Origin of the sequence: Myroides injenensis M09-0166, assembly GCF_000246945.1 — a bacterium.
Lineage (GTDB): Bacteria > Bacteroidota > Bacteroidia > Flavobacteriales > Flavobacteriaceae > Flavobacterium > Flavobacterium injenense.
The window spans coordinates 1-21,480 of record NZ_BAEX01000032.1 but is presented as its reverse complement, the minus strand read 5'-3'; the positions used below and the strand labels follow the sequence as shown (position 1 = coordinate 21,480).

14 protein-coding genes are annotated in these 21,480 nt (G+C 31.4%); 5 read left to right on the top strand and 9 right to left on the bottom strand.

From position 1 onward, the window contains the following. Positions 1-10: 10 nt before the first annotated feature. From RH98_RS06965 to uvrA, 4 genes are all read left to right on the top strand, one after another. Positions 11-1,804 (top strand): acyl-CoA dehydrogenase FadE, encoded by a 1,794-nt coding sequence (locus tag RH98_RS06965; RefSeq protein WP_010252348.1) that lies wholly within the window; start codon positions 11-13, stop codon positions 1,802-1,804. A 1,291-nt stretch (positions 1,805-3,095) separates the two neighbouring features. Next, the gene (locus RH98_RS06960) at positions 3,096-3,965 is read left to right on the top strand and encodes a helix-turn-helix domain-containing protein (RefSeq protein WP_010252346.1); all 870 of its coding nucleotides are present in this window, start codon (positions 3,096-3,098) and stop codon (positions 3,963-3,965) included. After that, positions 3,959-4,120, top strand: a complete 162-nt coding sequence (locus RH98_RS15420) for a helix-turn-helix domain-containing protein (protein ID WP_081498617.1) — start codon at positions 3,959-3,961, stop codon at positions 4,118-4,120. The genes RH98_RS06960 and RH98_RS15420 overlap by 7 nt, the downstream gene beginning before the upstream one ends. A gap of 184 nt (positions 4,121-4,304) precedes the next feature. Continuing rightward, positions 4,305-7,115, top strand: coding sequence for an excinuclease ABC subunit UvrA (gene uvrA, locus RH98_RS06955; protein ID WP_010252344.1), 2,811 nt, complete (start codon positions 4,305-4,307; stop codon positions 7,113-7,115). Positions 7,116-7,165: 50 nt separating this feature from the next. Here uvrA and RH98_RS06950 read toward each other — a convergent pair whose 3' ends face one another. From RH98_RS06950 to RH98_RS06935, 4 genes are all read right to left on the bottom strand, one after another. Further along, positions 7,166-8,455 (bottom strand): glycosyltransferase family 4 protein, encoded by a 1,290-nt coding sequence (locus RH98_RS06950; RefSeq protein ID WP_010252342.1) that lies wholly within the window; start codon positions 8,453-8,455, stop codon positions 7,166-7,168. Continuing rightward, positions 8,455-10,896 carry a membrane protein gene (locus RH98_RS06945; RefSeq protein ID WP_010252340.1) on the bottom strand — a complete coding sequence of 814 codons (2,442 nt, stop codon included), beginning with the start codon at positions 10,894-10,896 and terminating at the stop codon, positions 8,455-8,457. The genes RH98_RS06950 and RH98_RS06945 overlap by 1 nt, the downstream gene beginning before the upstream one ends. A gap of 141 nt (positions 10,897-11,037) precedes the next feature. Then, positions 11,038-11,319, bottom strand: a complete 282-nt coding sequence (locus RH98_RS06940) for a DUF4834 family protein (RefSeq protein ID WP_010252338.1) — start codon at positions 11,317-11,319, stop codon at positions 11,038-11,040. A gap of 106 nt (positions 11,320-11,425) precedes the next feature. After that, positions 11,426-11,803 (bottom strand): rhodanese-like domain-containing protein, encoded by a 378-nt coding sequence (locus RH98_RS06935; RefSeq protein ID WP_026038780.1) that lies wholly within the window; start codon positions 11,801-11,803, stop codon positions 11,426-11,428. 94 nt (positions 11,804-11,897) lie between these two features. Between RH98_RS06935 and hemN the strand changes: the two genes are divergently transcribed. Further along, positions 11,898-13,259, top strand: coding sequence for an oxygen-independent coproporphyrinogen III oxidase (gene hemN / locus RH98_RS06930; protein ID WP_026038779.1), 1,362 nt, complete (start codon positions 11,898-11,900; stop codon positions 13,257-13,259). A gap of 292 nt (positions 13,260-13,551) precedes the next feature. Here the strand turns inward: hemN and RH98_RS06920 are convergent, their stop codons facing one another. From RH98_RS06920 to ychF, 5 genes are all read right to left on the bottom strand, one after another. Further along, positions 13,552-14,469, bottom strand: coding sequence for a phospholipase A (locus RH98_RS06920; protein WP_010252328.1), 918 nt, complete (start codon positions 14,467-14,469; stop codon positions 13,552-13,554). A gap of 5 nt (positions 14,470-14,474) precedes the next feature. Next, positions 14,475-17,117, bottom strand: a complete 2,643-nt coding sequence (locus RH98_RS06915) for a DNA gyrase/topoisomerase IV subunit A (RefSeq protein ID WP_010252326.1) — start codon at positions 17,115-17,117, stop codon at positions 14,475-14,477. Next, the gene (locus RH98_RS06910) at positions 17,114-18,973 is read right to left on the bottom strand and encodes a DNA topoisomerase IV subunit B (RefSeq protein WP_010252324.1); all 1,860 of its coding nucleotides are present in this window, start codon (positions 18,971-18,973) and stop codon (positions 17,114-17,116) included. Before RH98_RS06910 ends, RH98_RS06915 begins: the two co-directional genes overlap by 4 nt. 77 nt (positions 18,974-19,050) lie before the next feature. Next, the gene (locus tag RH98_RS06905) at positions 19,051-19,980 is read right to left on the bottom strand and encodes a YihY/virulence factor BrkB family protein (protein ID WP_010252322.1); all 930 of its coding nucleotides are present in this window, start codon (positions 19,978-19,980) and stop codon (positions 19,051-19,053) included. Positions 19,981-20,160: 180 nt separating this feature from the next. Continuing rightward, positions 20,161-21,255: a redox-regulated ATPase YchF gene (gene ychF / locus RH98_RS06900; protein ID WP_010252320.1), complete on the bottom strand. Its 1,095-nt coding sequence runs from the start codon at positions 21,253-21,255 to the stop codon at positions 20,161-20,163. Between the last annotated feature and the right edge of the window lie 225 nt (positions 21,256-21,480).

Sequence of the window (21,480 nt, the reverse complement as noted above, 5' to 3'; positions counted from 1 at the left end):
CGAAAATAAAATGAGTAAAGATATCACTAGAGGAGGTCAATTCCTTGTAAAAGAAACAAAGTACGAAGACGTATTCACACCAGAAGATTTTTCTGAAGAGCAAATCATGATGCGCGAATCTGTAAAGGAATTTATAGATAAAGAGATTTGGCCTTACAAAGAGAGATTTGAGAAAAAAGACTACGCTTTTACAGAAGAAACAATGCGTAAAGCTGGAGAATTAGGACTTTTAGGAGTTGCTGTTCCTGAGGCTTACGGTGGTTTAGAAATGGGATTTGTTTCTACCATGTTAGTATGTGATTATATTTCAGGGGCTACTGGTTCTTTTTCAACTGCTTTTGGAGCACATACTGGAATCGGAACAATGCCTATCACATTATATGGTAACGAAGAACAAAAATTAAAATATGTACCAAAATTAGCTTCTGGAGAATGGTTTGGTGCATACTGTTTAACTGAGCCAGATGCTGGATCAGATGCTAATTCTGGAAAAACTAAAGCTGTATTATCTGAAGATGGTAAGTACTACTCTATCACTGGACAGAAAATGTGGATTTCTAATGCTGGATTTTGTAACCTATTTATAGTATTTGCAAGAATTGGTGATGATAAAAATATTACTGGATTTATTGTAGAGAATGATCCTAATAACGGAATTACACTAGGAGAAGAAGAACACAAACTTGGAATTAGAGCTTCTTCTACTCGTCAAGTTTTCTTTAACGAAACTAAAGTTCCCGTAGAGAATATGTTATCTGAAAGAGGTAACGGATTTAAAATTGCAATGAATGCATTGAACGTTGGACGTATCAAATTAGCAGCAGCTTGTCTTGATTCACAAAGACGTTTGATTACACAATCAATTAAATATGCTAATGAGCGTATTCAATTCAAAACTCCTATTTCATCATTTGGTGCTATCCGTACTAAATTAGCTGAAATGGCAACTAATGCTTATGTAGGTGAAGCAGCAGCTTATAGAGCGGCATCATCGATAGAAGAACGTATTAAACAACGTATTGCTGAAGGAAACACACACCAAGAGGCTGAACTAAAAGGGGTTGAAGAATTTGCTATAGAATGTTCTATTCTTAAAGTAGCTGTTTCTGAAGACGTTCAATTATGTGCTGATGAAGGTATCCAAATCTTTGGAGGTATGGGATTCTCTGAAGACACACCTATGGAAAGTGCATGGCGTGATGCTCGTATCTCTCGTATTTACGAAGGAACAAACGAGATTAACAGAATGCTTACTGTTGGTATGTTAATTAAAAAAGCAATGAAAGGGCATGTAGATTTATTAGGACCTGCAATGAAAGTTGCTGAGGAATTAATGAGCATCCCAAGCTTCGATACTCCTGATTACTCTGAGTTATTTGCAGAAGAAAAAGAAATGATCAATAAATTAAAGCAAGCTTTCTTAATGGTAGCTGGTAGTGCTGTACAAAAATATGGTCCAGAGCTTGATAAACATCAACCATTATTAATGGCAGCTTCTGACATGTTGATTGAAATTTACATGGCTGAAAGTGGAATACTTAGAACTGAAAAATTAGCAAAATTAAAAGGTGCTGAGAATATAAAAGAGCAAATTGCTATGGCTCAATTATATTTATACCATGCTGTTGATATCGTTGCTCAAAAAGGAAAAGAAGGTATCGCTTCTTTTGCAGAAGGAGATGAACAACGTATTATGTTAATGGGATTACGCAGATTTACAAAATATGCCAACTTACCAAATATTAACGCATTAAGAGAAACTATTGCGACTAAATTGGTAGAGGCAAATGAATATGTTTTCTAATTTATAGGAAACAAAACAATTTGGTTTAGTTTGTTTGAAAAAAAACCGCCTATTCTCCACGGGGAATGGCGGTTTTTTATTTGTTTCTACCCCTCTAAAGTATATGAGCTTATGTTTAAAAGACTCTTATGCAATTTTAAAAATAACTAACTAACCTATAAAACTTGCAACGATCTATAATTATAAAAGCTACGATTAGCTATTCAATCTATTGATTAAGATAATTTCATGTTTGAATAGTATAGTAATTCCCCCAACTTTATTCCTCTTATTGAGGACTGTACGCAAAATCATTATATCTATTTACTTCATGTACCCATAAAGGGCAAAAATGACCATTATTTACTACTAAAGGCGAAATGACTTTTGTGAAAAACCTTGTGTTTACAAGGGTTTAGCGGTGTTTCAGAATGATGAATAGGGGTCTTGTTCGAGAACGGTTCAGGGAGGCATTGCAAAAATAGCCCTATTCCCGAACAATACTGCATCCGTGGTCAACTTACACAGGGATGAAACCCAGATTAAACGCTAAAAAAAGGGGAAATAGTTGAAAAAAGATTGACTTTTTTACAGTCAATCTAGAAAAAAAAATCACACTTTGATTTATGTATTTTTATTCTATAGCATCAGCTAGAACACTTATTTACTCTACAAATATACGATTTTTACTACTCACTATTTACACCTACCCAACGAATTACTTGTATTATAATGATTGATCATCCACACTACTTATCTAAGTTGTATAATCTTTCGCTATACATTAGAGTTAATCATTAAAGATATGTGATGTAATTCACATGTCAATAGTCCTATTCTCATATTACGTAATTTCGCAGTGATATTGCATAGTTCTGAATTGTAACCTTCTTTCGAATTCACAAAACGATAGATTTTGAATCTATAAGTTCTAGTATAATATGATAAGTAATTTTCCTTATTCTTTATTCTCAAAATTGCTATCTAAGCGGTACAATAATTTAGTAATTATGACTAATATTGACATTTTGTAACTTATAGTATATGTAAAATATACTTATAAAGTATATTTTTTCAATATCAATAACAGATTATTGATGTATTTAATTCAACAATCTACCACAATTAAGCCATATTTAAAACTAAATAACACTATTAATAAAATAATTTAAATAATAAAAAACTAAAAATTAACAAAAAAATAAAAATGTTAAAACAATTATTATTATATGATTAAAATAAGTAATTTTATAATAATATAATTATATGTGTAATAATTAAATATAATATATTTAAAACACCTTACATAAGTATGAAAAAAATACCTCGTTTTAATAGTTGTGATTTACTAAATCAAGATAATATCATTCAAGATTGTGTTATTTTTGATTTACAGCGAATAATTTCATTGAGAAATAATATGGTTTCTCATGCTCATAAGCATCTATTTTATCAGGTTCTTTTCATAACTAGTGGGGATGGAATACATTTAATTGATTACGAGAATTATGATGTTAGAAAGGGAGATATTTACTTTTTATCTCCTGGGCAAATTCACAAATGGGATTTCAATGATTCTACGCAGGGGATACTGGTTAATTTTAAACAAGATTTCTTTTCTTCTTTTTTAGTAGATGAGCGATTTATAGATGAATTGCCATTTTTTAAATCAGGTACTAATTCTTCATTAATAAATGTAGGTAACTACTACTCTACTATCTCTAATATCTTTGATAAAATTACTTATGAGGTTCAATTATTAGATCATTGTGATTACAATCTTGTACGTGTATATCTATTAGAGCTATTCCTTCTATGCAAAAAACAAATAGAAGAAGAAAATAGTTTTTCATACAAACAATTACAACCTTCAAATCTCGTAAAACAGTTTGAACATCTAATAGAAAAGCATTTCTACGAGTTAAGATTTCCTAAAGAATATGGTGAATTACTTTATGTAACACCTAATTACTTAAATGCTGTATGCCAAAAAGTAAAAGGTCAGTCTGCTGGTGAGATGATTAGAAATAGAATTTTATTAGAAAGCAAAAGACTTTTAGTAAATACTAATCTATCAGCTAGCGAAGTAGCGTATAAACTTAGCTTTAAGGATAATTCTTATTTTTCTCGCTTCTTTAAAAAATACGTAGGAGTTTCTCCTGATGAATATAGAAAATCGTAAGAAGAATTTTATTAGAAAGCAAAAGACTTTTAGTAAATACTAATCTATCAGCTAGCGAAGTAGCATATAAACTTAGCTTTAAGGATAATTCTTATTTTTATCGCTTCTTTAAAAAATACGTAGGAGTTTCTCCTGATGAATATAGAAAATCGTAAGATTTATAAGTAATCTTTTTTTATTATAGCATTCTTCTTTTTGTAGGTAATTAGCATTAATACTATATTTTGTTTTGCGATAGGATTTAGCAAATTATGATGCTTAGTTCATTAATCTCTGCTAGCTCTAGACGATAAAACGAAAAGATACATTATCTTTGTATCTTCAACTTTTTAGCTAGTTATGAATAAAATTGATTACTCTAAAATAGATCCCAAAAAAAATATAATTATCAAAGGTGCACAATTGCACAATCTTAAAGACTTAAGTGTTGTAATACCAAGAAATGAGCTAGTTGTCATCACTGGATTATCTGGTTCGGGTAAATCTAGTTTAGCATTTGATACATTATATGCAGAAGGTCAAAGACGATATGTAGAAAGTCTTTCATCTTATGCTAGACAATTTTTGGGAAGAATTGATAAACCAAAAGTTGAATATATCAAAGGAATTGCTCCTGCAATAGCCATTGAACAGAAGGTTAATACTACTAATGCTAGATCGACTGTGGGTACATCTACGGAGATTTATGATTATATGAAACTATTATACGCTCGTATAGGTAGGACTTTCTCTCCAATTTCGCATCAAGAAGTAAAAAAAGATACCGTTACTGATGTTATAGAGTTTATTAAAACATTAGAACTTGATTCTAAGTGGCTACTACTCGCTCCTATTGTCCTGGAAGATGGAAGAATAATGAGTGAATATCTTAATATATTATTGCAACAAGGATATGCTAGAATATTAGTCGATAATAAGACAACGCGATTAGATTCTTTTCTGAATGAGTATTCAGAAGAGCAAATTAATGCTTTAAAGGAAGATAGCATACTATTAATAATTGATCGCCTTGTAATTAAAGATGATGATGAATTCTATAATCGATTAGGGGATTCAGTAGAAACTGCTTTTTTTGAAGGAAAAGGTGTCTGTATTATCCAAGACTTAAAAAGTAATAAACAAACGTATTTTAGCAATAAATTTGAGCTTGATGGAATTCAGTTTTTAGAGCCTAATATTCATTTATTTAGCTTTAATAATCCTTATGGAGCCTGCCCCTCTTGTGACGGATATGGTAATATTATTGGAATAGATGAAGAATTAGTAGTTCCAAATACGGGGCTGTCGATTTATGAAAATGCCATATTTGCATGGCGTGGAGAATCAATGAGCTGGTATAGAGATCAACTAGTGAATAATGCTTATAAATTTGATTTTCCTATACACAAACCTTTTTTTGAATTAAGTGACGAGCAAAAAGCCTTATTGTGGGAAGGCAATGAGTATTTTACTGGATTGAATGACTTCTTTAAAGAGTTAGAAGAAAAGAATTACAAAATCCAAAATAGAGTGTTATTATCTCGGTATAGAGGAAAAACTAAATGTCCTACTTGTAAAGGAAAACGTTTAAGAAAAGAAGCAAATTATGTATTAGTAGGAGATAAAACAATCTCTGATTTAGTAGATATGCCTATTATACATCTGCAAAAGTTTTTCTCACAACTCGTTTTAAATAAATATGATGAAAAAGTTGCTAATAGACTTCTATTAGAAATTAATAATAGATTAGAGTTTCTAAATAACGTAGGATTAGGTTATCTGACGCTCAACCGTAATTCTTCTTCTTTATCAGGGGGAGAATCTCAACGAATTAACCTTGCTACTTCATTAGGTAGTAGCTTAGTGGGTTCGATGTATATATTAGATGAACCTAGTATTGGGCTTCATCCAAAAGATACAGAGAAGCTAATCAATGTATTAGTAGAATTAAAGAAAATAGGTAATACAGTAATCGTAGTGGAGCATGACGAAGATATCATGAAAGCTGCAGATCAGATTATCGATATAGGTCCAGAAGCTGGTGCGCATGGAGGTGAGTTAGTAGCTCAGGGAGATTTCAATACTATTCTTAAATCAGATTCTTTAACTGCCCAATATCTCAATGGTAAAAAAGAAATAGAAGTTCCTAAAAAACGTAGATCTTATAAAAGTTCTATCGAGGTTATAGGCGCTAGAGAGAATAATTTAAAAAATATCGATGTTGTCTTTCCTCTTGAATGTCTCACTGTAATAACTGGTGTTTCTGGTAGTGGAAAAAGTACTTTAGTAAAGAAAATTCTATATCCTGCCGTACAAAAGAAATTAACAGGTGTAAGTGAAAAAGCTGGTCAATATACTGAGCTAAAAGGTGACTTTAGTCAAATTAAAGCAATAGAATATGTGGATCAGAATCCTATAGGTAAAAGTTCTAGATCTAATCCAGTAACTTACATAAAAGCCTATGATGATATTAGAGATATATTTTCTAAACAACAACTTTCTAAATTAAGAGGATATCAACCTAAACACTTCTCTTTTAACGTAGAAGGTGGTAGATGTGAAACCTGCAAAGGGGAAGGTACTGTAACTGTAGAAATGCAGTTTATGGCAGATGTACATCTAGAATGCGAGACTTGTCATGGTAAACGATTTAAGAAAGAAATCTTAGAAGTTAATTTCGAAGGGAAGAATATCGATGATGTCTTAACAATGACTATTGATGAAGCTGTAGATTTTTACAGTAAACACAATCAGAGCAAACTTGTAACTAAATTAAAAACATTACAAGACGTAGGATTAGGTTATGTACAATTAGGTCAGTCCTCTTCTACTCTTTCAGGAGGAGAAGCTCAAAGGATTAAGCTAGCTTCTTTCCTACTTGCTGGTACAACGAGAGAAAAGATGTTATTTATATTTGACGAACCAACTACAGGTTTACATTTTCACGATATAAATAAACTACTAAAATCATTTGAGGCGTTAATTGACAAAGGCCATTCAATCATCGTGATTGAACATAATCTTGACTTAATCAAATGTGCAGATTATATTATCGACATAGGTCCTGAAGGTGGAGAAAACGGAGGAAATCTTGTAGCAACAGGAACTCCTGAGGAAATAGTAAAGAATAAAAAATCATTTACTGGTAAATATCTAAAAGATAAATTATAAAATAATAAAAGAGGGATTTTACAAAAATTGTAAATCCCTCTTATTGTATATTATACTTTCTTAATGATATCAGCTAACTTTTCTGTTAGCCTTTTTCTACTGAAATATTGCAGCCCCATTCCGTATACTTTCAAATCTTTAGATTTGTACTGTTCGAAATAAGCTAATAATATATCTCTAATCTTCTCCTTCTCACTGTATAATGCAATTTTACCTGTATTGGTTTGCTTTATAATTTCAAAGAAATCTGAATCTTCCGGTCCGATTGCTAATATAGGTCGTTCAGCTGCCATATATTCAAAAACTTTACCCGGTATAATAGCCTTTGTATCCTCGGAATCAATCTCTACTAATAAAAGCACTTGGGAAGCTCTCATTTGTATTAAAGAATCATTATGACTGATATACCCCATATTAGTTGTACAACTGTCTAATTTGAACTCTTTTATAGTATCTAAGATGTCTTTACTAATCTTGCCTATTAGTTTTAATTCAAAAGCATCTTTAAACTCTTTATTCTCTTTTCTTAGTTCGCTAATTGCTTTCCACAAAACACGTGGATTTCGATTAGATAAAAAGGATCCTATATGTGATAGGGTAAACTTTTCATCTAACTTGACTGGTCCAACATTAGTAGTGTCGTAACCATTAGTAACCACAGAAATAGGCTGATTTGTTTTAGTAGCAAATTCCTCTTTAGTAGATTTACTTGTTACTATAATATGATCAGCATGATTTAAAACTTCTTTTTCAAAATTTAAGTGAGCCTCTGCAGCTCTCTTCGATAATTTTAATTCTTTATGATAACCTATCGTAGTCCATGGGTCTCTGAAATCAGCAATCCACTTAATAGATAAGGCTTTCTTAAGCTCTAACCCAATTAAGTGCATACTATGTGGTGGTCCAGTAGTTATTACCTTAGTAATGTCTGGATTTGCCTTTAAGTAATTAGTAATAAATTCGACTGAGGGAGCTACCCATCCTACTCGCGCATCAGGAATAAACATATTGCCTCTTACCCATAGCAATAGTTTTTCTAATTTTGACTGATTTCTACTGTTGGGAATCATCCCTGCGCTCATGCTGGAAGTCTTCTTACTAGAAAGTACATTCGCAAATCGATAAGGCTCCTTTATCTTATTTTTTATTATAACAATGTCTTGATCTACTTCATCAGCGATATTGTGATCAATTAAGGGATAGGTTGGATTCTCAGGAATATAAACTATAGGTTCGATATCAAACCCAGGTAAATATTTCACAAATTTCAGCCAACGCTGTACTCCTGGACCGCCTGCAGGTGGCCAATAATATGATATTATTAAAACTTTTTCTTTCATTACTCCATTTCTTCTTTACCTTTATTTTGCTTTACTGCATAAATAATTCCTCCTATACTAACTAAAATAATAAGGATAAAACTTACTAATGCAATTTTACTTCCTGTGGTAATAACCGTTGGCTCAAAAGTAAATGTAATTTTATGCTCTCCTTGTGGTAGAACAACTCCGCGCAATACATAGTCAACAGCAATTATTTCTACAGGTTCTTTGTCATCTATTATAGCCTTCCATCCGTTAGGGTAATAAACCTCTGAAAACACAGCTAACCCTCCTTCATCTGTATTAAACCTATACGTTAGCTTATTTGGTGTATAACTCTGTAAATCAATATATGATGATTCAGTATTATATTCATCCTTTAATGATAGACCAGGGAAGTTTGTAACATTCACTACAGCTTCTTCTTTCGTTTTAAGCTTATCTAATGCTCGCATCTCTTCGTCTGCAGAATTCACTTTCTTTACATTAGAAACAAACCAAGCATTACCATTAATATTATTGTTAACCAAAGGAATGTCATTACCTTGTTCATCTTTCTGAATAATATATTTGACATTAAGCATGTTTAATATTTCCATATTATTTTTACTTAATTGATAATCAACTATTTGTTGCATTCGACGAGGTTTAGCTGCGTGATATCCTCCTAATGAATGATGGAAGAAAGAAGCACGAGCACTATTAAAACCACCTTGTACATCATAAACTCTAAAATGCTCTAAATCATTTAAGATTGTCTTATCTGCAGGTGTAATACTAAAAGGCTCTGTCATCTTGTTAGCAGTAACGAAATTACTATCATTCACATAGCTACGATCAACCATTACTAAATCGCCAACCATCAATATTCCAATAATTACTAAAGCATAAGTTGTTGCCAATCTTTTCTTAGTAGATAAGTATAATACTAAAGCTGATGAACCGATAAGAATAAAACTGCGCAATAAATCAGCAGTGTACATTGCCTTGCGATCTTCAATTAATGCTTTGATAAAACCAGGTCCTATATCTCCATAAGCAGAGCGGTAATATGCGTCATTTAGTCCGCTAAAACTTAGTGTCCCTTTAATTGCAAAAAGGAATACTAATAATCCTCCAGTAATTATAGAGGCATATTTTAAAGATTTAATTTGCTGTTGTTCACCTTGCTTGTGATAAGAGTACAGTCCTAAAATAGCTAATGCAGGCACGCACATTTCTAATATAACTTGTATAGAAGATACGGCTCTAAACTTATCATATAATGGAACATAGTTAATAAACAAATTAGTCAGTATTGGGAAGTTTTTACCCCAAGACAACATAAGAGATAGTAAAGCACCAGTAATTAAAATATACTTTACATTTCTACGCTCACTAAAAATACCTAAAACAAAAAGAAAGAATACTATTGCCCCTATATAAGCAGGTGCAGCGACAATTGGCTGATCCCCCCAATATGTTGGTGCGTGTTCTGTAAATTGTTTAGCCTCTTGCGAACTTGCTCCTATGGATGTAATAAATTTATATAGATTAGAAGTTTCACCTAACTGTTCATTATTAGCTCCACCAGTTAAACGAGGTACAAATAGATTTAAACTCTCAAAAAGACCATAACTATACTCAGTGATATAATCATAGCTCATTGCTGAAGATGATGCGTTAAAGGTGCCATCTGGATTGAAAGTTAACTCATTCTTACCCCTTGTACTAAATTTGCTGTATTCTGAGGTAGCTAATAAATTAGTAGCATTAGCCCCTATACTTAAAATACCACCCAATACTAAAATAGCATAAGCAATTCCTAAGCCTTTAAAGTCTTTCGTTTTGATATATTGTACTGTATAATAAATACTGACTATAATCAACAATAATAAAAGGTAATAAGTCATTTGAAAGTGGTTTGCACTTATCTCAAGAGCAGCAGCAAAAACAGTTAAAATACCTCCTTTTATATAATGCTTTCGAAATACTAATAGCACTCCAGCAAGAACCATAGGCATGTATGCTATTGCATGGGCTTTAGCATTATGACCTACTCCAAGAATAATAATTAGATAGGTTGAAAAACCAAAAGCTAATGCACCAAAAAAAGAGCGTAATGGTTTAGCCCCCAAAGACATTAGCAAAATATAAAAACCGATAAAATATAAAAATAAATAGTCCGCCGGACGTGGTAAAAAACGCAATGCTGAGTCTATATCTTTAATAAAATTATAAGGATATTTTGCCCCTAATTGATAAGTAGGCATTCCCCCAAATGCACTATTCGTCCAATATGGCTCTTCACCTGTCTTTTCTCTAAAGTCAATTTGCTCTTTAGCCATACCTGTATATTGTACGATATCTGATTGGTAAATTACTTTACCAGATAGTACAGGTGAGAAATACAATAAAGAAATAAGAATAAAACCTACTAGAACCAGTAAGTGTGGTAAAAACTTTTTATAAGTATTCATTAGTTATAATTTCGGTTTCTAATTTTAAACAATGATGCTAAATTAACCAAATAAACTTAAATACTATAGACCAATTTAAAAGGATTTCTAAAATAGAAATCCTTGAAATAAAGCAAAAAATAAAGCACTCACAAGAGTGCTTTATTTTTCTTCAATTTCTTCAAATTCGATATATTCACCTACAACCTTAGTTGACTTTGGAACTTCATTGTTTTCCTTAGAAGTATTTACGTCATTTGATGTATATGAATTATTCTGTTGATAATAATTTTGTTGTCTTTGTTGAAAATTGTGCTCTGCTTTCTTAGCCACTTTGTATACAACTAATGGCAATAAGTAGCGCATCGCAAACTTAAATGCATAATAAGCAACGATAATTATGCATAAGGTCTTTAAAAATCCTGCAAATGATGCTGTATCCATAATCTTTCCTTTTTTTCAAAAATAGAAAATTTTATACGTTAAACCGAATTAAACATCTTAAAAAAATGATAAATAGCTTAGATATTCTTTAAGGTATGACAAATAATTACTTTTGTTTACTTAACCATTCAGAATAACCACCTTCTAATTCAATTACTTTAGTAAAACCATTTTCCAATAGTTCTTTTTTTGCAGCAGCACTTCTCTTCCCAGATTTACAAAAGATATACACAGGCTCTTGTTTATTTAAATTAGTCGTCTGCTTTATAAAGTCATCACTAAGAAAATCAATATTAATAGCCTTACCTATAGTCCCCTCCTTAAATTCTTTAGATGTCCTAACATCAACTAATTGTATGCCATTTTGCGATGTTACCAATTCAAATTCTTCTTTTGATAATAATTCTTTACCTTTAATTTCTTGAGCAGAAATGCTACAAAATACAGCTAGAAAGGCAAAAACTGTTAAAAACAACTTCTTCATTTTATTTTTTTTTGTTAATTGCACAGAATAAAAATGACATTTGTCATTGTTATAAGCACTAGATACTAATACATTTGTTACAAATATAAGCAATATGACCATGTCTCTGATACAAAAATATAATGTTCCTGGACCTAGATATACTAGTTACCCCACTGTACCATATTGGGATAATGTAAGTTTTTCAACAGAAAAATGGTTAGAATCTTGTAAAAAATCCTTTGACGAATCTAATGGTTCAGAAGGTATTAGTTTATATATTCACCTGCCATTTTGCGAAAGTCTTTGCACTTTTTGTGGGTGTCATAAAAGGATTACTAAACGTCACGAAGTTGAAGAACCATATATAGATGCTGTTCTTAAAGAATGGGAATTATACTGTAACTTATTTGAACAAAAGCCTAATATCAAGGAAATTCATTTAGGAGGTGGTACACCCACCTTTTTTTCATCAGATAATTTAACCAAATTGATAAATGGAATAGTATCAAAAGGAAATATCGTTGATGATTATGAATTTAGTTTTGAGGGGCATCCAAACAATACTACAAAAGAGCAATTACAGACCCTTTATGATTTAGGTTTTAGAAGAGTAAGTTTTGGTGTTCAGGATTACAATCCAGAAGTGCAAAAAGCGATACATAGAATACAGAGCTTTCACGATGTAGCTAAAGTAACATTGTGGGCAAAAGAAATAGGATATACTTCTATCTCTCATGACATTATTTATGGATTGCCATTTCAAAAATTAGAACATATCATTGATACAATTGAAAAAACCAAATCACTTTTACCTGATCGTTTGGCATTTTACAGCTATGCTCACGTGCCTTGGATTAAAGGAAGTGGTCAAAGAGGGTTTAAAGATTCTGATGTACCTAAAGATGATGTCAAGAGAACGCTATACGAAAAAGGTAAAGAATTATTATTAAAAAATGACTATGTAGAAATTGGTATGGATCACTTTTCTTTAAAAAGTGACTCATTATACAAATCACTAAATAATGGTTCGATTCATAGAAATTTCATGGGGTATTCTTCATCAAAAACACAAATGATGATTGGATTAGGTATTTCTTCAATAAGTGATACATGGTATGCCTTCGCTCAAAATGAAAAAGATATTGATACTTATTATGAATTACTCTCTAAAGATATAATTCCTGTTGTAAAAGGTCATATTTTAAATGAAGAAGATTTGATAATTCGAAAACATATCTTAAATTTAATGTGCTCACTTTCAACTGATTTATCAAAAGATATCGAGACTATTGATTTCTCTACTTCGCTTAAAGAGTTAAACGAATTCAAAGCTGATCAATTAATTGAAATTGACGATAATAAAATAAGAGTTACAAAGAAAGGAAGACCTTTTATTAGAAATATTTGTATGGCATTCGATATGAGATTACAACGTAACAAGCCAGAAAGACAACTATTTTCTATGACAATTTAATTAATTATTATGAAATTAGAAAAGATAATTACATTCATAGTTTTGCTTTGGTTAGTATATGGAATATTTACTTTAGACAGTTCTAATCTGTGGTCAATACAGACTAATTGGCTTTCATTTTTAGGATTTATAGTCTTTATTATTTACCTAATATACTCGCTTAAAAAAGCAGCTAAGCAACAAGATACATTCAATAAATAGCATTGGATAAAAGATGTCATTTGTTTATTTGCTCAGTTTGGTCTGAGTTATAAAAGTAAAAGCGACCATTAGGCCGCTTTTACTCTTTTATCTATAACCATTCCATTAATGTTATCCCTATTCCTATATTTGTTTGATTCCAATTGTAATCAATCATTGAATCTCCATAACCATTACTAATAGCAACAAAAGCTTTTAAGTGATTCTTAATAGGATAAGACCATGTGAATTCAGTATAACCTCTGTATTCACTATTAAACCTTAGATTACTCCTAACCATAAGGGTAAAGACTTGCCCCCAGTTAGAATAGATAGTAGTAAACTCACCTCTACCTAAATAATCAGTAATTAGTGGATTATCATCTGCTGAATTCTTTTCTTTAAATCGGTACCAAGGTTTTGCAAAGAAAGTCCAGTTTTTATATTCCATTCCTAGGTGAAATATAAATCTATTCCAACTTCTTGATTCAGGCAAACTTTGTCCATTTGATTGGTGATTTAAAGCAAACCCAGCCATCTTAATTTTAAAACCATTTATATCGATAAATAATGGGTAATTAAATATTAGTTCTGGTTCATAATTTAATTCTCTAAATGGACGAGAAATATCTCCATTATAAGCCTGCCAATTGGCAGTCTGTGTAAATCCTAACCACAAATCACCACGTCCAAAAAATATTCCTTGACTAATTTTAGTTTTAAAACTTAATTGGAACTTAATCTCCAAATTGTCATATGGCTTAGCTGTTTCAGTAACATTATAGGGACTAAAACTTGCTGGTCGCTCATTAGGTTTATTAACATACCTAAATGGTAATACGTATATTGGCTTATACGGACTTATTGTAAAAGTACTTTTTCTTGTTTTAGGAGTTAATTCCCACCTTTCATCAAGTGTTTGATTTATTCTATCTTGTGTAAATAATGAATCATCTTGTTCTTGTGCATTAATCTGTACACAAGATAGAATAAATAGTAATCCTAGGTAGGTTAATGAACTCCTTTTCATATTTTCTAAAATAATAATGTTTGTTGCCCATCATCATCAATAGCAATATCTGGATTGATATCATCTATATCGATTACCTCTTCTTCTTCTTCCTCTTCCTCCTCTTCGTAAGGCAAAGATTCTTTTATATTTATCTGACGTATTTTATCGCCAGTTAATTGATTTCCTAAGGCTTTTATACCTTTTATCGTTATGAATTGTTCAATATCAACTTCTAAGGCTTCTTTTTGAACTCCTTTTACTTTTGAAAATATAACTTCTACAATTGGGCGATAATCGGTTGAAACTATTTCTAATCTAGAATCTTCATGCTCAGATATAAAAGTTTCTTCTTTATTCTCATTATCAACTAAGAAACGTTTAATATAATATTTTGCTTTCTCACCTTCATAATAGATTGCAGAAATAGGTTTTGTAGGCTTCCATTTCTCCAAAACAATCAAATCTTCTTCAAAATGTGTGCTTAATTCTGGCACAATAGTTTTTACTTTACCTGACTGCGTAATAATAAGTAAACGATCATCAGCTTTAAACTCTCCAAGTAAATCTCCTCTGCCATCCACATTTAAGCGTTGAACTGTATCGTCAAACCAAATTTTACGTGGTCTTAAAGTAGAAATACCTTTCTCTTTTAACTCAATTTTCTTTATAGCATATTTAGTAACTAGATTACCTTTAGCTACTCTACCTTTAATTAATAATTCAGCAAAGTCTAAGTCAAACTTTAACTTCTTAACATTAGATAATTGACGTAGAATAATGGTTACAATTTCTGCTTCCCCATTTGGATTTGCAGAAAAATATAAAACTTGTGAACCGGCTTTTCCTTGAGTTAATTGATATACTTTATCTCTTGTTACACCTGTTACATTAAAACGTTTAACATAAGATGATCCAGACTTTCCATCTCTATAAATTAAATTATAAATAGTACGAGTATCATTCTTATCCCAAATAGCAATATGTATAATATCTTTTCCTACAAATTTCTTTTCATCTACTTTAGAAACAACTACTGACCCATCTCTTAGAAAAACAATGACATCATCTATATCAGAACAATCACATACATACTCATCTCGTTTAAGGGAAGTACCAAAAAATCCCTCTGACATATTTACGTAAAGCTTTTGATTACGTAAAACTACTTTAGTAGCCTCAATTGTATCAAAGCTCTTTAATTCAGTTTTACGCTCTCTTCCTTTTCCGAATTTTTCTTTAAGATGAGTAAAATAATTAATAGCAAACTCAATAAGATTTGCTAGATGATCTTTTACTCTTTCTATTTCACCCTCTAGTGCTTCAATATTTTGATTTGCTTTGTCAATATCAAAACGAGAAATTCTTTTAATTCTAATTTCCGTTAATCTTATTAGGTCTTCTTCAGTAATTGCTCTTTTAAGATTAACTATAAAAGGTTTTAATCCCTCGTTAATTGCATTTAAAACACCTTCCCAAGTTTCTTCTTCTTCTATCGCGCGATAAATTCTATTCTCAATAAAAATACGCTCTAAAGAAAGGAAATGCCATTTCTCTTCTAATTCATTTAATTCAATTTCTAGTTCTCTTCTTAAAAGATCTACAGTTTGATGTGTTGATACCTTAAGCATTTCTGATACACCTGTAAAAAGGGGTTTATTATCTCTAATAACACATCCTAAGGGTGCAATAGACGTTTCGCATGCAGTAAAAGCATATAAGGCATCTATCGTCTTATCAGGTGAAGTACCAGGTGGTAAATGAATTAAGATTTCAACAGTAGCCGCAGTATTGTCTTCAATTTTCTTAATCTTTATTTTACCTTTTTCATTAGCTTTAAGAATACTTTCAATTAAACTTGTAGTAGTTGTTGAAAAAGGTATTTCAGTAATAACTAATGTATTCTTATCTAGTTGATTTATCTTAGCTCTTACCCTTACTCTTCCACCTCTTTTTCCATCATTATAATTAGAAACATCAGCTATTCCTTCTGTTGGAAAATCAGGATATATCGTAAAAGGTTTTCCTTTTAATATTTTTATAGAAGCATCGATTAACTCATTAAAATTGTGAGGCAATACTTTTGTAGATAATCCAACTGCAATTCCTTCTCCTCCTTGTGCTAATAACAAAGGAAATTTTACTGGTAAATTAACAGGCTCATTTCTCCTACCATCATAAGATGCTTGCCAAGTAGTAATTTTAGGAGAGTATAATATTTCTAACCCAAATTTACTAATTCTAGCCTCTATATAACGAGAAGCTGCAGCACTATCTCCAGTTAATATATTCCCCCAGTTTCCTTGTGTATCAATTAAAAGATCCTTTTGACCAATCTGTACAATAGCATCACCTATACTAACATCACCGTGTGGGTGATATTGCATAGTATGACCAACAATATTAGCTACTTTATTGTATCGACCATCATCAAGCTCTTTCATAGAATGCATAATACGACGTTGTACAGGTTTAAACCCGTCCTCAATCGCCGGAACTGCACGTTCTAAAATCACATAAGAAGCGTAGTCCAAAAACCAATCTTTGTACATTCCTGTAACTTTTGTAATTGTCTCTGTTACTTCTTCTTGTAATTCGATATATTCTTCTATAGGTGTCTCGTCGTAATTTTTATCTAGTTCTGAATCTAAGTTATCTTCGTGGATCATAATTTTTCTTCTACAACATCAAGTTCAACTTTCAAATTTTCAATGATAAATTCTTGTCTGTCAGGAGTATTTTTTCCCATATAGAACTCAAGCATTTTTTCAATAGGCATTGTCTTATCAAGCATTACAGGATCAAGCCTTATATCTTCTCCAATAAAATATTTAAATTCATCTGGCGATATTTCTCCTAAACCTTTAAATCGCGTAATTTCAGGTTTGGGCTTTAATTTTTCAATAGCTGCCACTCTTTCTTCTTCACTATAGCAATAGATAGTCTCCTTTCTATTTCTTACCCTAAAAAGTGGTGTTTGTAATATATACAAGTGACCATCTTTAATTAACTCAGGAAAGAATTGTAAGAAGAAGGTAATTAATAGTAATCTAATATGCATACCGTCCACATCGGCATCAGTTGCAATCACAATATTATTATATCTTAAATTCTCGAAATCATCCTCAATATTTAATGCTGCCTGAAGTAGATTAAACTCTTCGTTTTCATATACAATCTTTTTAGTCATGCCATATGAATTTAATGGCTTACCTCTTAAACTAAAAACAGCTTGTGTGTTTACATTACGAGATTTTGTAATAGATCCAGAAGCAGAATCTCCCTCAGTGATAAAAAGTGTACTATCTAAGTAAAGAGGATTCTTTATATCAGTAAAATGCACTCTACAATCCCTAAGTTTACGATTGTGCAAACTTGCTTTTTTTGCACGGTCTTTAGCGATTTTTCTAATACCTGATAGTTCTTTACGTTCACGCTCTGCTTGCAAAATTTTCTTTAGTAATGCATCAGCAGTTTCTGGATTTTTATGTAAAAAATTATCTAATTGTGTTTTAACAAAATCATTAATAAAAGTACGTACAGTAGGTAAATTAGGTCCCATATCAGTAGATCCTAATTTTGTTTTGGTCTGTGACTCAAAAACAGGTTCCTCTACTTTTACAGATATAGCAGAAACAATAGACTTTCTTATATCTGATGCTTCGAAGTTTTTATTGTAAAACTCCTTTATCGTTCTCACGATAGCTTCTCTGAATGCAGCTAAATGCGTCCCCCCTTGTGTAGTATTTTGACCATTAACGAAGGAGTAGTATTCTTCTGAATATTGACTTCTACTATGTGTCATAGCAATTTCAATATCATCACCAGTTAAGTGGATAATTGGATAAACGGTATCTTCTTGATCAATATTCTCTTCAAGTAAATCTTTCAGTCCATTTTCAGAATAGAATTTCTCTCCATTAAAAACTATTGTTAACCCTTTATTTAGATAACAATAATTCTTAAGCATACGCTCAATATATTCTTTTCTATATTTATAATTTTTAAATATAGTTTCATCTGCAATGAAAGCAACCTTTGTACCCTTGCGTTTTGTTGTTTCAGTAATATCTTCTTCTACAACTAAATTTCCAGCGGAAAATTCAGCAGCTTTTTGTTGATTATCTCTTACAGATTCCACTCTAAAGTAATAGGACAAAGCATTTACTGCTTTTGTACCTACACCATTTAATCCAACAGATTTTTTAAATGCTCTAGAATCATACTTACCCCCAGTATTCATTTTCGAAACTACATCGATCACTTTACCTAATGGAATACCACGACCATAATCACGAACTGAGACTAGTTTGTCTTTTAAAGTGACCTCAATGGTTTTTCCCGAGCCCATTACAAACTCATCAATACTGTTATCGATTACCTCTTTTATAAGAATATAAATACCATCATCAGGAGAAGATCCATCACCTAATTTCCCGATATACATACCAGGACGCATTCGAATGTGTTCTCTCCAATCTAATGAACGAATATTGTCTTCCGTATATTGACTTTGATCTTGCATAAAAACTAAAGGAATTTGCGCTAAAATACTACTATTTAGCTTAAAATAAAAATGAGTTAACCTTGTATATTAAAGAATTATTGGTTAATATCTACGTTTGGAGAATTTTTAATTACGTTTTTAGCTATTTCAACAGAATATTCTCCAGGAACGATTTTATTACCAAAAAAGCTCGCGTAATTTTTAGTAAACTCTGCACCGAAGTAAAGAATCATAGCCGAATAATAAATCCATATTAACATAACAATTATAGATCCAGCTGCACCATACAAAGAGGACGAAGCTGTTGTTCCTAAATAAAAACCTATTCCAAATTTACCAATCATAAAAAGTAAAGCTGTAAAAACAGAACCAACAAAGGTTTCTTTCCATCCTATCTTCCCATTAGGTAACGTTTTGAATATAAGCATAAAAAGCAATGTTATTACAAGTAAAACTATAACATTATTCAATATATAAACAAAATATATCGTCTCCTCTTGAAAAAAGTTATTTAAGTAATTATACAACAACCCTACGATTGAATTGACCATTAAACTAACTAACAAGACAAATCCTACTGAGCCAATCATTGCAAAAGATAATAATCTATTTTTTAAAAGTCTTACAAAGCTTTTATTAGGTTTGGCAGCAATTCCCCAAATATAATTAATAGAACTTTGAATCTCGGCAAAAACCCCTGAGGCACTAAAGAATAACATTGTTACACCTATAATTGTTGGCAATGCTCCTGACCTTCTCACCTGTACATTTTCCATCGCATTCTTAACTTCATTTGCTGTATTAACACCTACAAAATCGTTAAGCTGTGAATAGAAAAAACTTGCCACTTCACCTTCTTCAAAAAGAAATCCACTAGCAGATATAATCAAGATCATCAAAGGAGGCAATGCAAAAATAGTATAGTAAGATAAGGCAGCGCTAAACTTCATTGCATTATCATCAAGAAAGTCAAACACAGATTTTTTTAATAACTCAACTACATTCTTAAAGTTAACTTTTTTCATAGAGCAAATATAATGACTAATAAATATAGGCTTAAAACGGGTTCTTAAAAACTATAATTTTCAAATTTAACACTAGTAAATTCATTGACAAAAGTACCACAAAATACATAAGCTATAAAACAAAAAAAAGAGAAGTTATTCAACTTCTCTTTTAAGGATATATCTGTAATTTATTCTCTATTAAACATTAAAACGGAAATGCATCACATCACCATCCTTAACAATATATTCTTTACCTTCCACTCTAAGTTTACCAGCTTCTTTAACTTTAGCCTCAGAACCAAATTGCACAAAATCATCATAAGCGATAACTTCTGCTCTAATAAAACCTTTCTCAAAATCTGAGTGAATTACCCCTGCTGCTTTTGGCGCTGTATCCCCAACTTGAATAGTCCATGCTCTAACCTCTTTTACTCCAGCAGTAAAATAAGTTTGCAAGTCTAGTAATTTATATGCCGAACGAATTAATCTAGAAACTCCTGGTTCTTCTAATCCCACATCTTCTAAAAACATCTGACGTTCTTCATAGCTTTCAAGTTCCATGATATCAGCTTCTGTAGCAACCGCCAATACAATTACTTCAGCATTTTCATCTTTAATCAATTCTTTCACTTGCTCTACATAAGCATTTCCACTTACAGCAGAACCTTCATCAACATTACACACATACAAAACAGGTTTTGCAGTAATTAATTGAAAAGCCTCCATTAATTCTTCTTCATCTTGATTATTAGGCTCTACTACACGTGCTGATTTACCTTCTAATAATGTAGTACGGATACGTTCTAATAAATCTGCCTCTACTTGAGCTTCTTTATTTCCGGTCTTAGCAGCTTTCTTAACTTTCTCTAGTCTCTTTTCTACAGTATCTAAATCCTTTAACTGTAACTCTATATCAATAGTTTCTTTATCTCTAATAGGGTTTACATTTCCATCAACATGCACAATATTATCGTTATCAAAACAACGTAAAACATGAATAATAGCATTACACTCACGAATATTTCCTAAAAACTGATTTCCTAACCCTTCTCCTTTACTTGCCCCTTTTACTAAACCAGCAATATCAACAATATCCACTGTTGCAGGTAAAACTCTTTCTGGATTTACTAATTCTTCTAATTTTAACAATCTTGGGTCCGGTACATTTACCACCCCAATATTAGGTTCTATAGTACAGAAAGGAAAGTTAGCACTTTGAGCCTTTGCATTAGACAAACAATTAAATAAGGTTGATTTACCTACGTTAGGTAATCCTACAATACCTGCTTTCATATTTTTTTGATTATTTCACTCTTATTTTAAACGTTTGCAAATATATTAAAATAAAAGGTAAGAAAGGAGCAATCTTAAAAGTTGTATATGAATAATAGATAACAATTTGATTCATTCACCAAATAATAAGCATTAACACGATCTTAAAAAATCAAACTACCCCCAAGACAATAAAGAACAGAACATACATTTATCTATATTGATTAATTATATAACAATAAAAAG